The sequence below is a fragment of the Xanthomonas arboricola pv. guizotiae genome (genome assembly GCF_002940205.1).
GTDB classification, from domain to species: Bacteria; Pseudomonadota; Gammaproteobacteria; order Xanthomonadales; family Xanthomonadaceae; genus Xanthomonas; species Xanthomonas arboricola_C.
The window spans coordinates 1-13560 of sequence record NZ_MDSK01000058.1; the positions used below are offsets into that span (position 1 = coordinate 1).

A 13560-nucleotide genomic window follows, 5' to 3' on the forward strand; every position below is an offset into this window, starting at 1 on the left:
CGGAAACCTTGGCCGGTTTGCACTTTGTTGTCTTCACGATTCTGATGCTTGGAAATGCAGCCACGCTCTTTCAAAGTTCATAACACGCTCTAAGCCGCGAGTAATCAACCCAAGCACCATTAACAGCGCGAAAAGTAACCCTACCGCCCACAGCACCAGAACACCAAGGCAGCCGTCACCGCGGCAGTTGGTAGAGAATAAAGACCCCCAACCCGTAGGCGCGGCCACAAGCACAAGCCCCAAAACCAACACTGCCTTGACGACGCGCCCCATAGTCCAGCCTCGTAACTCGCAATTAGCCATGGAAGCAGCGCAACCACGACGTCTTCTTCCTGATACTCAAAGCAAGGACCGGCTGCTTCGCCGGCGTCAAGCTCACTTATCGGCTAAGCACATTGACCCAGCCATTTCCTAACAAACGGCTCCCTTTCCCAGCCAAATTAACGGCGGTCAACCCATCTGCATCGGCGCCCGACTTTGCTCAAGTGCGGGTTCCTGCTGTGCTGCCAACGCACGTTCTTGTTGGGTGTTAGAGATTTGCTCGACCTTTGCGAATGACTGCTCGACAGGTGTCTTTGCTGCTTCTTCGGCCTTTATCGATGCTCTGAGGTGAGCAGGGTTATCCAACTCGCCTTGCACTACAAATAGGCGCTGGCCTGCTCCATCACCGGGAGTGTTTCCGAGAACCACGTGGTCTACGCGGCTCAGTCCGCCCTCCTTCGCGGTTGCCAGCAAACTAACGGAAATCTTCTCGCTAGTGGCATCGTAGGCCCTGCCATGTTGCTGATCGATGCCTGCAACCTGTTCCCGAATCGTGTTGAGCATCTCACGATCCTTGCCTGGCAACTGCGCATCACTGATCACGCGCTGCAGGAGTGTCCGCTCCGGCATCGGGTTGTATTGCTCAGTGTTCAATTCGCTGTCGGGAACAGGGGCTTTGATACTACGGATGTACTCAACGTTGCTGAGCGGTTTCAGGCCACCCTCGAAGTCCTTATCCTGTATGAACTTCAGGTCGGTACGATGCAGGCCGGCGTAATTGACAGCGCCCCATGTGTAATCGATGCAACTGTTCATTGCGCCGTGATACTGCGTATTGAAGCCGTGTTCGCCGGGCTTTGCACCAAACTCCATCAATTTTTCGTACTGATCCTTGCTGATCTCCATCGTGCGTTGATAGAAAGGCTTTTGGTATTGATCGGCGTCATCGTTGTAGACCTTTCCAGGCCCTGACATCACGCCGTGTTCGATGGGCGCAAACCCGAAGCTGGTTTGTTCCTTCCCGTGCGTGACTGTGTAGTACATGTGCCCTGCTGCCGATGTTCCACCGTCAAGAAGCGGTGTCCCCGCCGCGGCAACGTAGAGGGTGACAGCGTATTTATCGTCCATGAGGTTTTCCTACTTTGATTTGTGTCGGTAAGCGACCAGCAACTCGGATTGGATCGATGCCAACTGCGGCGGCTGGCCAAGCAGCCTGATGCTCAACTGATACTTGCCAGGCTGAATTCCTTGCGCCCAGGCGAAGGCAAGCTGCGTGTAGCGACGTCCTGGAGATTCCAGACCCGCAGATTGAAGGGACGAGTCATCCACCTCGTCCAGCCACACGCCTGGAACACGCCCGTCTGTACTCACAGCGATGGTCCGAGCGGGGACGCCTGCCTGCGATTCAACACGCACCAATGGGATGTTGACTGCACCGCTTGGTTCAAGCCGTTTCAGAACAAGCTCAGCCTGCAGGCCGGATCTGCGGAGCGCTTGAGCAGCTTCAAGTGACTTCAGAGCATCCTCGTCGCCAACGCGGATACCCAGGAACAGTGTGCTAGTCGCGCTCTTGCCAGGAGGCTGCACGTTGAATTCGACCACCATCGGACTGGTCATCGCCGCCAACTGCAGCGGCCGTACGATGGGAACCTGCCCATCAGCCGCAACGCGCGTTGGCACGTCCTGCGTTTGGGTTGTCTGTGCCTGGCAACTTGTCAGCAGCGAGATGCCTGAGCAGACTAGAACCCATAGCAGTAGTTGCCCGTATCGTTGCATGTGTATCCCTTCACGTTAAGCGAGACTGCCAAGCCGCGCGTCTATGGCCCTGCTTATTTATACACCGCTAACAGCGGTCAGGTTTAGTTCCTACACGGCGCTAACGGGGTCAGGTTCACTTCCTACGCAAATTTCAGGCTACAGCCTCAGCTTTCGAGAGGGCTTCCTCGCTATCAGCACCAACGCCTGGCTGCGAGTCTTGTGCCATGGCCAGACTTCCATGCATCGACTTTTCCGGCATCCCGCAGCACATCGTGCAGCGCGGGAACAATCGCTTGCCGTGCCTTCTGGATGATGGCGATCGATTGCGCTATCTGCACCTGATGCATGAGGCCCTGCACGCCACAGGCTGCCAGTTGCACGCTTACGTCTTGATGGACAACCATGTGCACTTGCTAGTCACGCCACCTGCAGCGGGACGAATCGGGCAACTGATGCAGCGGCTTGGACGAAACTACGTCGCATTGTTCAATGGCCGCCACGGGCGCACTGGTACGCTATGGGAAGGGCGCTACAAAGCCTGCCTTTTGGACAGTGCGGACTACGTCCTTCGCTGCTATCGCTACATTGAGCTCAATCCGGTGCGTGCTCGCCTGAACGACAACCCGGCAGCGTATCGTTGGTCCAGCTGCCCAGCCAACCTAGGCCAGCGCAAGCACTCCGCACTGACACCACATCCCTGTTGGCTTGCGCTTGGCAGCGACCCGATCGAGCGATCCAACGCCTACCGTGCTCTGCTCGATGAAGCCCTCTCCGACGAACTGCTTACCAGCATTCGTCTTCATCTGCAGCAGCAGCGAGCCCTGGCCCACGACGCCTTCCGCGCAATGGTCGAAGCCAAGACCCACCGCTTTGCAGGCGTCAGGCCAGCTCATCGGCCACGCAAACCGAACACCGCCGACTGATAAGTTAACCTGACCCCGTTATTCCAGGAAATATAGCGGCCAAAAACCTATTCAATTGGCAAAGTACGATCCGATCTCGAATGGTTGGAATGCCAATCAGCCTCGGAGGCTTTGATCGCCCCTTCGCCTTCAGGCTCTCCAGATATGGGGAAAACCTGAACGTCATTTTGCCCACTTTCCTCGAAACGGCTACTAGCTCGTTTACTGCGTTAGCCGAAAACTACGGCCCCGCAGTACGGTCCACGCCCTTGGCAGAGCTCTTCTTGAACTTTGCCTCATAGGCCTCATAAAGACACTCTGGCGATAGCAGCGCATTGAACAACTCCGCCTGAGTTGTATCGCCGGCGCTAAACCTTAGCACCGCTTCATCTGAGAATTCCATGTCTCCGCCCCTGCAAAGATTGTCCAGCTTTCATTTGAAACTTTATTCAATATCCAAGTAGCATCGACCAGCCAGCCTTCAATCAGAATCATTTCAATAGACAGGGCGGAGGCAGACTCATCAAGCAGCGGCCGCGAACCAACCCTCAAGCGTACTCCAACTTGACGCCTGCGATCTCAATCGGCTGCACCAGTGCAACCGGGATCAGCGCATCCACGTCGAAGAACGCGAAGTTATCACCGCCTTCTTTCAATGAGCTTCGGTATCGAACACCATCGTAACCCAGGGTCTTGATGAGCTCGCAGAGGTACTGGGTCGCGAGATAGTCGGTGGCTGCTTTGTGCGGCGGTGTTGGTCTGGTCAGGTCTTGACTCAGCATTTCCAGAAGCCCCATTGATGCCTGCACATTACCTAAAGTTGATGTGTCGACACCAAACGGAGAAATCAAAGATCGCGGGTCGGTTAGATCCACCAGCTTAAACTCTCTCGCAGCCTCGAACTTACAGATAGTTACCAAATCAGCGACCGTTGGACGGACTTCGAGCACTGCAGTTTCTTGATCTCCTGCAACATAGAGATACGAAAGTCCGGGTGGGTTTGCTCGCCCTGCTTGAGCAACCCCGAGAGGTGGTGCCTTGAGGTCTTTCAACTCAAAGGGATTTTCATCTCTCTGAATTCGGGCGCGGTAGAACACTCTAGAGATTGCGTCCTGGGTGATCAGCAACAGACCGAGGAGCTGTGAAAGCTCATCGCGATCGGGCGCGGATGAAGGGAAGAAACGATTCTTGACCTTTAGCTCATTCTTTAGCTCAACCCAGCGCCCTTCTGAGACACCGGCGATTGGCAAAGCCGCGACAAACTTTTGAGCGACTGTCCCAGGAAGTAGCGCATCTATGAGCGATGCCTTGTCCGCAACGCCGTCGGCGAAGATTGCCCAGTCTCTTGCCACAAGTGCCGAGAGGTGTTCACCATCCTCGCGAACCTCGTAAAGTGATAAAAGAATTGAGAATTCACTACTGAGTTCCGAACATTCGAGCAGAGTGGCGCGAGGCGTGGCGCAGCGCTCACAGTAGCCCTCTGCAGAAGACTGTCTGGCCACCTTCTGCCGCATGACTCGGTCAGAGAAGCACTCCATGCAGCACTTAGTCATAGTCAAGGCTGGCCATCAACTCAATGTGGTGCTGCATGCTGAGCTTCTTAACATACCCAAGGCCAGGATAGTGCCCTCGGTCATAGAGACTCAGAAACTCCTTCACAGCAGCGGTCTGGAGAATCTTGGATCCTCGCGCCCTTACTGCTTTCGACAGCTTTGCAAGCGCCTCACCAAACTTTCCCGCTGGGTCTGCCGGAGTGAGATTGGAGTCCGATACAAAATGTTTGATGAATACTGAGGAGTTACTTTCATCGTCCACGAAAGTGAGATGAATTGCGACAGCGTACGCTGGCCCTCCCCCTTCAGAGAACTCCTCTCCTACAGTGAGAAAATCCCCGAAGCCGTCCATGCCAAGATCTTTATAAGTTAGGGAAGCTCTGAACAACTCCTCGATAGACTTCTGATCGACGCCTGAGGTTGGAGCCATCACGCGTAAGTGATTGATTTTCAGCAACGGAGATTGTCGTGATCAAGCGAAATCCCAAGTTCGCTCGCAACGCCAAGAGTTGTTCAGAGGTTCCTTAGGTACAGATCGGAAAAATGCTCGGTATGCGGCTCCAGATAGTCGGAATTCTTCTTCTTACGAAAGCCATCTTGAACAATTATCCTTACCGATTCGCTGAACTGCCGTCGGTACAGAGGACCAGAATCCTTGCCTTCAATGAACACATTTGGAGAAAGGCGAGCCCCCTTCTTCTCGGCAGCCGACTTTATGATAGCTGCGTCCTGAGAGCGATCATGAAGAAGTGCGTGCGTGCCATGTCCCAATCCCACGCTGCCTTCAACGAGGCCTTGCGTCCTGTACATCCAAGAAAGGCCATTATTCTCTCCAATCAACTCGGCGAGACGCCTCTTAAAATCGGCCGAGAGCCCGTCCTTCAGGCCGCCACAGCTGGGATTGGCTACTACGAATGCCGAACCGTCGTACTTCACGATTTCGGCTAAACAACGGACTATGGAGCCAGCGTCATCCTTGACCGGCTCGATAATGGGGCAAAACCCAGAGGCCGAAAGTAGTTCAGCGTTCTCCTTTATACAGAGAAGCTCATACTGCTTCCCCCTGAAATAGGGATAGTAGATCACCTCGAGCGCCCCCTGAGACATCCGTTTCGAAGATCTCAATTAACCGTTCCATCTGGGTTCGTGTCAAGTCCTGGGCCAAAGCCGATGCAGCCAGAGACATTGGCAAACCCTCCACCAGTCCTCTTTTGGCGGCGCTCCTCTCTAGCAGCCTACTCGCCACAAAGGCGTTAATAGCGACAGGGGACAAGTCCGTTGCAGCTTGGACCGCGCATTGGAAGATACGTGTGTTTGGAATGCCACTAGCGTCTTTGCCGACATCTTTAAGGAGCCTCAGCAACTCATGCCGCCTGAGGAGAGACAACATGTCTGAATTCACAAGACCCCGATCCCATGGCGTCGCCGATCGAAGAACGCGCAGCTGATACCTATTAGTGAGAACCGACAACCCCACCTCGGGAGGAATGCTCGCTTCCACCGCTGACGCGAACCGCTCTCCGGTCAACACAGTCACCTCTCGGCACGCCCGTTGGTATGCCTTGATCTGCGCCGGAAGCCTCGCAAGTTCGTCAAAGTCAGTTTTGATCTCGTACGCGCTTAAGTACTTCCCGGCAAGCAGCACGTCGAGCTTTGCCTCTGCGATTCTTACTTCCACGTACGCCGCAGTCGTCTTCAGCGACCGCCGCCCAATTACGAGCTTCTCAACAAGAGCGTTCTTATAGAAGTACTCGACCCGCTGATGCCTGAAGCAATGTTTGAAAGCAGAGTTGTAGAGGCTGGAAAGGGTCACCCCCTCCTTCAACTGTCCAGCATTTCCCAATGAGCTCAGCACATTCAAAAGTTCAGCGGGAACCTTGTTATTCCCCAGATCTTTTAACACTCGACTTGAGAACATCCGCCGCAGAAGCACCGGATTTGCTTTCATGAAGTCGATGTTTGCTTCTAGGCCCACGCTCCATTCCTTGCTACAAACACCATACTCTCTCGCAAAAAGATGAGGGGCCGAAGCCCCTCACCTATTCTCAAACCCCTACAGGATTCGCCTTCTCAGGATCAATCTTGTACTGCTTGATCGCCCGGGCCACATCCTTGCCCGTCATCTTGCCGTCCTTCGCCAGCGCGGCAATCGCCGCATGCGCGATGTAGTAACGGTCAACCTCAAAGAACCGGCGCAGGTTCGCACGCGTATCCGAGCGACCGAACCCATCCGTGCCGAGCACGGTGTAGGTCATCGGGACGAAGGCGCGGATCTGGTCGGCGAAGGCGCGCACGTAGTCGGTTGCGGCGACGGCCGGGCCCTGGCGGCCTTCCAGCAGCTGGGTGACGTACGGCTTGCGCTGTTCGGCTTCCGGGTGCAGGCGGTTCCAGCGTTCGACGGCGTAGCCGTCGCGGCGCACTTCGTTGAGGCTGGGGCAGGACCAGATGTCGGCGGTGACGCCGAAGTCCTTGTCCAGCAGCTCGGCGGCGGCGATGGCTTCGCGCAGGATGGTGCCGCTGCCCAGCAGCTGCACGCGCAGCTCGCCCTTCTTGGGCTTGCCGGCGTCCTTGAGCAGATACATGCCCTTGATGATGCCCTCGGCTGCGCCGTCCGGCATGCCGGGGTGGGCGTAGTTCTCGTTCATCAGGGTGATGTAGTAGTACTCGTCGATCTGGTCTTCCATCATCGCCTTCATGCCGTGCTGCATGATGACGGTGACTTCGAAGCCGAAGGTCGGGTCGTAGCTACGCACGTTCGGGATGGAGCCGGCGATGACCTGGCTGAAGCCATCTTCGTGCTGCAGGCCTTCGCCGTTGAGCGTGGTGCGGCCGGCGGTGCCGCCGAGCAGGAAGCCACGCGTGCGCATGTCCGCTGCCTGCCAGGCGATGTCGCCCACGCGCTGGAAGCCGAACATGGAGTAGTAGATGTAGAACGGCAGCATCGGCACATCCGACACCGAGTAGCTGGTGCCTGCGGCCATCCACGAGGCGATGGCGCCCGGCTCGCTGATGCCCTGCTGCAGCACCTGGCCGGTCTGGTCTTCGCGGTAGTACATCAGCTGGTCGGCATCGACCGGCTTGTACTTCTGGCCGAACGGGGCATAGATGCCGATCTGGCGGAACATGCCTTCCATGCCGAAGGTGCGCGCTTCATCGGCCACGATCGGCACGATGCGCGGGCCCAGTTCCTTGTCGCGCAGGGCAATGTTGAGGCTCTGCACGAAGGACATGGTGGTGGAATAGCTGCGCTCGCCGCTGTCCTTGAGCAGGCGCTCGAACTTGTCGAGCGTGGGCGCGACGAACGACTTGCTGGCCTTGGGACGGCGCGAGGGCAGGGAGCCGCCCAGCACGTTGCGGCGCTCCTTGAGGTACTGCACTTCCGGGGAATCTTCGCCGGGGTGGTAGAACGGCACCTGGCCGTCTTCCAGCTGGGCGTCGGTCACCGGGATGTTGAAGCGGTCGCGGAAGTGCTTGACCGCCGCGTCGTCCAGCTTCTTGGTCTGGTGGGTGGGGTTGAGCGCCTCACCGGCCGAACCCATGCCGTAGCCCTTGACCGTCTTGGCCAGGATCACGGTGGGCATGCCGGTGGTGTTCACGGCCTGGTGGTAGGCGGCGTACACCTTGTGCGGGTCGTGGCCGCCACGGTTCAGGCGCCAGATGTCGTCGTCGGACAGGCCGGCGACCATGGCCGCGGTCTCCGGGTACTTGCCGAAGAAGTTGGCGCGCGTGTAGGCGCCGCCGAAGGCCTTGCAGTTCTGGTATTCGCCGTCGACGGTTTCCATCATCAGCTTGCGCAGCACACCGTCGGTGTCCTTGGCCAGCAGGGCGTCCCAGTAGCCGCCCCAGAGCAGCTTGATGACGTTCCAGCCGCCGCCACGGAACACGCCTTCCAGCTCCTGGATGATCTTGCCGTTGCCGCGCACCGGGCCGTCCAGGCGCTGCAGGTTGCAGTTGACCACGAAGATCAGGTTGTCCAGGCCTTCGCGGCCGGCCAGCGCGATGGCGCCGAGGGTTTCCGGCTCGTCGCTCTCGCCGTCGCCGATGAAGCACCACACCTTGCGGTCGGACTTCTCGATCAGGCCGCGGTTTTCCAGGTAGCGCATGAACTGCGCCTGGTAGATGGCGGCCAGCGGGCCCAGGCCCATCGACACGGTGGGGGTCTGCCAGAACTCGGGCATCAGCCACGGGTGCGGGTAGGAGGAGATGCCCTGGCCGTCCACTTCCATGCGGAAGTTGTCCAGCTGGGCTTCGCTGATGCGGCCTTCCAGGAAGGCGCGGGCATAGATGCCCGGGGCGCTATGGCCCTGGATGAACAGCAGATCGCCCGGGTGCTGGGCGCTGGGCGCGCGCCAGAAGTGGTTGAAACCCACGTCGTACAGCGTGGCGCTGGAGGCGAACGAGGCGATGTGGCCGCCCAGGTCGCCCGGCTTGCGGTTGGCCCGCACGACGGTGGCCATGGCGTTCCAGCGGATGATCGAGCGGATCTTCCACTCCAGCGCGGAGTCGCCGGGGTGCTTGGCCTCGTTGGCCGGTGCGATGGTGTTGACATACTCGGTGGTGGGCGAGAACGGCAGGTAAGCGCCGGCGCGGCGGGTCTGTTCGACCATGCCTTCCAGCAGCTGATGGGCGCGCGCCGGGCCTTCGACGTCGATGACGGCCTTGATCGATTCGAGCCACTCCTGCGTCTCGAGCGGGTTCGGATCGTTGTGCAGCACTTCGTTCAACCAGTTCATTAGCGCTCCCGGGGGGACACACCCCGCGGGTGTGTCGACATCGTGAATTCGTGAACCCCCAAGTGTACCGCACGCACCTGTTGGCATTCCTCGCTACGGGTGCGTATGGAATGGGACGGTGTCGTGCGTGGGTGTGCCGGTGGCGGGTGCCGCGCCGGCGGACGCGGCAGGCGTACGACCAAAGGATAAGGGCCACCGGCCGGAGTGGACCGACGCGCCTGCCCGTAGGAGCGCACCTGGGCGCGAGGGGCGTTACCGGTAAAGCCCGTCGCGCCCGGGTGCGCTCCTACGGGGGGGGGGGTCAGAACGCTTGTAGCGCTTCGGTCAGCTGGCCGTTGTTGTTGACCGCGCCCATGGTGTAGCCCTGCCAGCCGGGGTAGGCGTTGGGCTCCCAGTAGAAGATGCCGAGCACGCGCGATCCGATGGCGCTGCTGCGGCTGAGCAGGTTGGTGAGCATGGCGCGGGTGGTGGCGGCCTGCTGCCAGTCCATGCCGACCTCGGCCACGATCACGTCGCTGCCGTAGCGGGAGATCATGTCGCGCATGTTGGTGTCCAGGCGGTTGTTGTAGTCCTGCCAGCTGCCGACCGGCGGGTAATGCGACATGCCGATGACGTCCCACTTGCCGCCGGCCGAGCGCAGGTTGTCGAAGAACCAGCGGAAGTTGGCGTTGTCGTAGCCGTTGGTCAGGTGCACGATGACCTTGGCGTTTGGATACACCGCCTTGGTGGCGTTGTAGCCGCTATTGATGAACTGGCCCAGCGTGGCGAAGTTGGGCGTCTTGCCTTCGTTCCACAGCATGCCGCTGTTGATCTCGTTGCCCACCTGCACCCAGCTGACGGTGATGCCGTTGTCCTTGAGGTATTTGAGGATGCCCTGGGTGTGGCTGTAGACATCGGTATTGAGCTGGGCGACGGAGTGGCCCGCCCAGGCGGCTGGCTTGGTCTGCTTGCCGGGGTCGGCCCAGCTGCCGCTGTAGTGGAAGTCGATCATGATGCGCATGCCCTGCGCGGCGGCGCGCTTGGCCTTGTCCAGGGTGTCGCGGCCATCGTTCCAGCCGCCGGACGGGTTGACCCATACGCGCAGGCGGATGGCGTTGCCGCCCACATCCTTGAACAGCTTGATGAAGTCGGTGGTGTTGCCGGCCGCATCGCGAAACACCTGCGGCGGGCTGGCCGCGGCCTGCTGGTTGAGCCAGCTGACATCGGCGCCCTTGGCGATGCCCTGCGCACCGGCGCCGGCGCTGAGGCCACCCAGCAGCAGCACCAGCAGCAAACGGTGGTACCCCTTGCGAAAAACAAGCATGAACCCTCTCCCTTGATCGATGGATGTCGCGCCACATGGCGCCCTGGCTGATCCCCCTGAACTCGCCGCGTGCCTGTGGCGATGCGGCGCTGCCCGCGGCGGCCAGACGCGCCGCGAAACGGTGGCGATTGCAGCACGGCGGCGCAATGCGGTCGCGCTCGCTATAGCTGTTGCGTGGTTGCGGCATATCTCGCGGCGGCAAACGCCTTGCGCCAGCGAACTGGCGATATTTTCGCCAGCGCATTGTTGTGCGGGTGCAACAGAAAACCGGCGCGGTAGTGCGCAGCGGGTCTGTTACTGGCGATCCGTCGCTGAGGTGGCAGGCGTGGTCGACTGTTAGGGCAGCACAAGCAGACCTGGGCTCGATGCGATGCGATGCGGCGACGTGCCGCCGACTTCCCGGCACCGGGGCGCGTCGCTGGAAGCGCACACCATCGCCGTACGCACGCCGCTCACCGCGCGCTTTGGCTGTGGCTGTGGCTATGGCTGTGGCTGATTCTGGAACGACCACCCTGGCTCGATCACCGTCACCGGCACTACGCGGCAAGCTGCGATTCCAGCTCGACAGCAGCAGCCCGACGGGTGAAGACCGCCCGCCTTCCTGCTGCCCTGCCCGCTCGGCGCACTCGACACGCTCGCGTCCATGGATGGGCAGCGACCGAAACGAAAAACGCCGGGCAAGCCGGCGTTTTTCTGTGCACCACGCGATGGCGGCAGTTGGCAGATCGAAGCGCCGCCGCGTCAGCCCTGCGGGTCGGCGCAGTCACCGCATCAAGCGCGACTCCCAGCGCGTAGCGAGCGGCCGTCAGATGGTGCGGATGGCGCGCCCGGCACTGCAGTGAACCATTGGTCCATGCCGATTCCGGGCAACGGCCGCGCCCACCTGACGGCTGCGCAGCCGTTTTGTCGGCCGCTCGCCCGCGCATGCATGAGCGCACTCAGCCCAGCGCGCGTGCGCCCTGCTGTTGTTGCTGGGTCTGGGTCTGCTGCTGCTCCAGCGCCACCGCTTGGCGTGCCGCGTTGTCGGCCACGCGCTGGCTGCTCTGCTCCAGCGGGGTGTTCATCGCGGTCATGGTCTCCACGCTGACGCGCAGCTGCGCGGGGTCGTCCACGCGGCCCTGCACGGCGAAGGTGCGTGCGGCATCGGGGCTCATCATCACTGCGTCGATGCGCTGGCCGCCGGCGGCGTGCATTTCCGAGGCGAGCGAGCCGGACAACTGGGCGCTTTGCTGGTCGGGCGCGCGCCCTGCACGTGCGTCCTGTGCGTGCACGCCACGCTGCGCGTCCTGGAACAGGGCGTTGCCCACATGCCCCGGTTGGTCGATACGCAGCGAGGTGTGCTCGTTGCCGTGCTCGCGTGCGTCGCGCTTGGCAGGCTCGCCTGGAGCGAGCGGGCCACGGATGGCGTCGATGGCGTCCTGGCCGAGTCCGCGCGCGCTGCGCGTCAGGATGGTGGTGCCGGTGCGCAGCCCGTCCACATCGCTGCGGTATTCGTCGATCATGCGCGCGTTCTTTTCGGCAAGCGGACGCGCGTTGGGGTCGGTGAGCGCCGAATGGTCGCCCAGGAAGTTGCCCAGCTTGTGCGCGCCCAGCGAACCGCCCGCCGCCACCAGCGGGTAGTCGGGAATCAGGAAATTGGCCTTGCTGTTGCTGTAGCCGGCGCCGCTCAACGTGGCGATTTCATCCGGCTTGGCGTAGATGCGCACCTGCCCGAAATGCGGCGAGGCCGCACTGACCGGGTCCGACGCCATCACGTGGTTGATCACGCTGTTGCCGCCTTCGGGAATGCGGTAACTCAGGCTGGCTGCACCGTAGGCGTTGAAGGTTTCGCCCTTGAGGTCGTAGTGGTGCGCGGAGACCTGCGCAAGCGCACCGCCCAGGGAGTGGCCGGTGACGGTGACCTCCGGTTGATGCCCGGTGCGCTTGCCGACATCCCTGGCGATGTCCATCGCATTCTTGGTCAGCGCGAGCGCGTCGGCTGCCTGCGGATTGGTCCGCGAGGTGACCATGGTCGCATCGGTGAGAATGTCCTTGACCGCACCTTCGGTGCCGCGATGCGCAACCACGATCTCGCCGCTGCCTTCGCGCCGATAGATCGTGCCTTGATAGCCGGTGGCCTTGTTGTCGACGTGGTCGAGAACCGCGTAACGCTGTCCCTCGACCACGACGATTTCTTCCTGCCCCGGCGCGCGCCGACCGACGGCGCGATCCTTGTAGACATCTTCCGACAAGCCGGCATAGTGCGGCGATTGGACGGTCATGGCGCAACTTCCTTGGCAGCCAATGTGATGGTGAAGAGATTGTCGCGGATCTCCGGCTTGAACTTGTCCGGACTCAGCTCACCGGTGTCCGGAAAGCTCTTGGACTCCGAGCGCGGATAGCCTTCCTTCCAGTAGTACTTGGTCTGCGGCTGCTGCGCCGTCACCGCCTTGCCTTCGATAAACGACAGGAAGCGGGTCTCTTCCTCTGCACCGGTGGCCTTCAGCAGTACGCTGGCACCGCTGAATTCCCAGTGGCAGACGCCGCGACCGTAATAGTCCTCGTCCTGCATCAGGTCCAGATAGACGGTGCCGCGGTACTCGGTGTCGGAGATCTTCTTGAGTGCGAAGTCTTCCTGGCTGGTGATGCGTCCGGCGGTGCCGGTTTCGGGCTGGATCTTGCCGCATTCGGCTTCGTTGCTGACGTCGTACTGCGCCGCGCCCTGCACCAGGCCGAAGGCGCCGGGCGCCCTGTCGAGCGTCAGCGTGACCTCGTAGGCCTTGCGCGGGCTGGGATTCAACTTGGCAAGGCCGCGGCCACCGGCCTCGACGTCGGCTTCTGCGGCGGCCTCGGTTGCGGGGGATTGGGTCTGGGTCATGCTGGTCTCCGGGGCGTTACAGGCCGTAAGCAAAAGGGCCAGCAGGCTCGGGGTCAGAATCTGGCGCAAGGCCGGCCTCCATGGCGATAGGGGGAGTCAATCTAGGGCCTGTTAACACATCCGAAGCCCATCAACGACCAGGACGAAGTTGAGGAATCCAAGGAACATGACGTCCAACTTCTCGAAGCGCGTG

Annotated in this window: 11 protein-coding genes and 1 other RNA gene; 1 reads left to right on the plus strand and 11 read right to left on the minus strand. The window is 60.5% G+C overall.

The window, feature by feature from the left end; translation table 11 throughout:
• Positions 1–450: 450 nt before the first annotated feature.
• Together XarbCFBP7408_RS20865 and XarbCFBP7408_RS20870 are read right to left on the minus strand one after the other, a co-directional pair.
• Positions 451–1389, minus strand: a complete 939-nt coding sequence (locus XarbCFBP7408_RS20865) for an XVIPCD domain-containing protein (RefSeq protein WP_104564558.1) — start codon at positions 1387–1389, stop codon at positions 451–453.
• 9 nt (positions 1390–1398) lie between these two features.
• Positions 1399–1878, minus strand: a complete 480-nt coding sequence (locus tag XarbCFBP7408_RS20870) for a hypothetical protein (RefSeq protein ID WP_258072272.1) — start codon at positions 1876–1878, stop codon at positions 1399–1401.
• A gap of 365 nt (positions 1879–2243) precedes the next feature.
• Here XarbCFBP7408_RS20870 and XarbCFBP7408_RS20875 point away from each other — a divergent pair, with 365 nt between their 5' ends.
• Positions 2244–2942, plus strand: coding sequence for a transposase (locus XarbCFBP7408_RS20875; protein WP_104564560.1), 699 nt, complete (start codon positions 2244–2246; stop codon positions 2940–2942).
• Positions 2943–3469: 527 nt separating this feature from the next.
• On the opposite strand, the gene XarbCFBP7408_RS20880 is transcribed toward XarbCFBP7408_RS20875, so the two are convergent.
• The 9 genes from XarbCFBP7408_RS20880 to XarbCFBP7408_RS20920 all read right to left on the minus strand — a co-directional run bounded on the left by XarbCFBP7408_RS20880 (position 3470) and on the right by XarbCFBP7408_RS20920 (position 13367).
• Positions 3470–4435: an RES family NAD+ phosphorylase gene (locus tag XarbCFBP7408_RS20880; RefSeq protein ID WP_161961573.1), complete on the minus strand. Its 966-nt coding sequence runs from the start codon at positions 4433–4435 to the stop codon at positions 3470–3472.
• A gap of 31 nt (positions 4436–4466) precedes the next feature.
• Positions 4467–4931, minus strand: coding sequence for a sce7725 family protein (locus tag XarbCFBP7408_RS20885; protein WP_258072274.1), 465 nt, complete (start codon positions 4929–4931; stop codon positions 4467–4469).
• Between the two features lie 56 nt (positions 4932–4987).
• Complete coding sequence (locus XarbCFBP7408_RS20890) at positions 4988–5560, minus strand: sce7725 family protein (protein WP_181123322.1); 573 nt, start codon at positions 5558–5560, stop codon at positions 4988–4990.
• A complete protein-coding gene (locus XarbCFBP7408_RS20895) occupies positions 5523–6449 on the minus strand; it encodes a sce7726 family protein (RefSeq protein ID WP_146093808.1) in 927 nt (308 codons plus the stop codon). The genes XarbCFBP7408_RS20890 and XarbCFBP7408_RS20895 overlap by 38 nt, the downstream gene beginning before the upstream one ends.
• Positions 6450–6519: 70 nt before the next feature.
• A complete protein-coding gene (gene aceE, locus XarbCFBP7408_RS20900) occupies positions 6520–9207 on the minus strand; it encodes a pyruvate dehydrogenase (acetyl-transferring), homodimeric type (protein WP_104564565.1) in 2688 nt (895 codons plus the stop codon).
• Between the two features lie 301 nt (positions 9208–9508).
• Entirely contained in the window at positions 9509–10510 is a 1002-nt protein-coding gene (locus XarbCFBP7408_RS20905; protein ID WP_104564566.1) for an arabinogalactan endo-1,4-beta-galactosidase, read from the minus strand.
• A gap of 779 nt (positions 10511–11289) precedes the next feature.
• Positions 11290–11365, minus strand: a non-coding RNA gene (locus XarbCFBP7408_RS20910) — sX9 sRNA.
• Positions 11366–11448: 83 nt separating this feature from the next.
• Positions 11449–12771: an XVIPCD domain-containing protein gene (locus XarbCFBP7408_RS20915; RefSeq protein WP_104564567.1), complete on the minus strand. Its 1323-nt coding sequence runs from the start codon at positions 12769–12771 to the stop codon at positions 11449–11451.
• A complete protein-coding gene (locus tag XarbCFBP7408_RS20920; RefSeq protein ID WP_181107100.1) occupies positions 12768–13367 on the minus strand; it encodes a hypothetical protein in 600 nt (199 codons plus the stop codon). Before XarbCFBP7408_RS20920 ends, XarbCFBP7408_RS20915 begins: the two co-directional genes overlap by 4 nt.
• Between the last annotated feature and the right edge of the window lie 193 nt (positions 13368–13560).

Bases quoted from the DNA above. Each gene is read 5' to 3' on its own strand.
- XarbCFBP7408_RS20865 (WP_104564558.1), bottom strand. From the start codon at position 1,389: ATGGACGATAAATACGCTGTCACCCTCTACGTTGCCGCGGCGGGGACA.
- XarbCFBP7408_RS20870 (WP_258072272.1), bottom strand. From the start codon at position 1,878: ATGACCAGTCCGATGGTGGTCGAATTCAACGTGCAGCCTCCTGGCAAG.
- XarbCFBP7408_RS20875 (WP_104564560.1), top strand. From the start codon at position 2,244: ATGGCCAGACTTCCATGCATCGACTTTTCCGGCATCCCGCAGCACATC.
- XarbCFBP7408_RS20880 (WP_161961573.1), bottom strand. From the start codon at position 4,435: ATGCGGCAGAAGGTGGCCAGACAGTCTTCTGCAGAGGGCTACTGTGAG.
- aceE (WP_104564565.1), bottom strand. From the start codon at position 9,207: ATGAACTGGTTGAACGAAGTGCTGCACAACGATCCGAACCCGCTCGAG.
- XarbCFBP7408_RS20905 (WP_104564566.1), bottom strand. From the start codon at position 10,510: ATGCTTGTTTTTCGCAAGGGGTACCACCGTTTGCTGCTGGTGCTGCTG.
- XarbCFBP7408_RS20915 (WP_104564567.1), bottom strand. From the start codon at position 12,771: ATGACCGTCCAATCGCCGCACTATGCCGGCTTGTCGGAAGATGTCTAC.
- XarbCFBP7408_RS20920 (WP_181107100.1), bottom strand. From the start codon at position 13,367: ATGACCCAGACCCAATCCCCCGCAACCGAGGCCGCCGCAGAAGCCGAC.